The sequence below is a fragment of the Pseudomonas sp. LM13 genome (assembly GCF_041381355.1).
Lineage (GTDB): Bacteria > Pseudomonadota > Gammaproteobacteria > Pseudomonadales > Pseudomonadaceae > Stutzerimonas > Stutzerimonas frequens.
Map to the genome: position 1 here is coordinate 1 of NZ_JACBXH010000138.1, position 585 is coordinate 585.

Consider the following 585-nt stretch of genomic DNA (forward strand, 5'->3'; position numbering starts at 1 on the left):
CCTTGCCACTGCGCTCCAGCAGCCGGGTCTCGATCTGCATCACCAGAATGTTGCGCGACCAGTTGTGTTCGATGGCCTTGGCGGCATACCAGTGGCGGGTTTCGGGGCCAGGCAGTTTGTCCAGCAGCACCAGATTGTGACCCCAAGGCAATTGTGCAGCAGCCTGCTGCACCAATTCAGCATCTGGCCATGCCTCGGCGAAGGCGCGCATATATTTGAGGTTGCGTGGCGAAAAACCTTTCATGTCAGGAAAGGCGCTACGCAAATCCTGAGCCAACCGCTCAATTACCTTGGCCCCCCAGCCCTGTTGTGCCTGCCGGATCAGAATATCGTTGCCGATCTGCCAATAGAGCTGCCCGCAGTCGGTTGGGTTTAGGCTGCGTTGAAGCCAAACGCTCCTGAGTTTGAAGTTACCAATGATCTAGGGAGGCGTCTTGGGTTTCTAAGGTGTTCCCGTTGGCACCCGATCATAATCACCTCAACTCAATTTACAGTCTTATTTTGACTGCGGTTCGAGGTTCATGGAGTGGGCTTGCTTGGAGGGACTGAAAGCGTCGGTCAGCTTGTATCGCGGGCCAGCCTGAT

The 585-nt window shown here is 55.6% G+C and carries 1 pseudogene; it reads right to left on the reverse strand.

Going from position 1 to position 585, the window contains the following annotated elements:
* A pseudogene (locus HZR81_RS23720) lies at positions 1-352 on the reverse strand (DUF1016 N-terminal domain-containing protein); the annotation flags it as partial.
* Between the last annotated feature and the right edge of the window lie 233 nt (positions 353-585).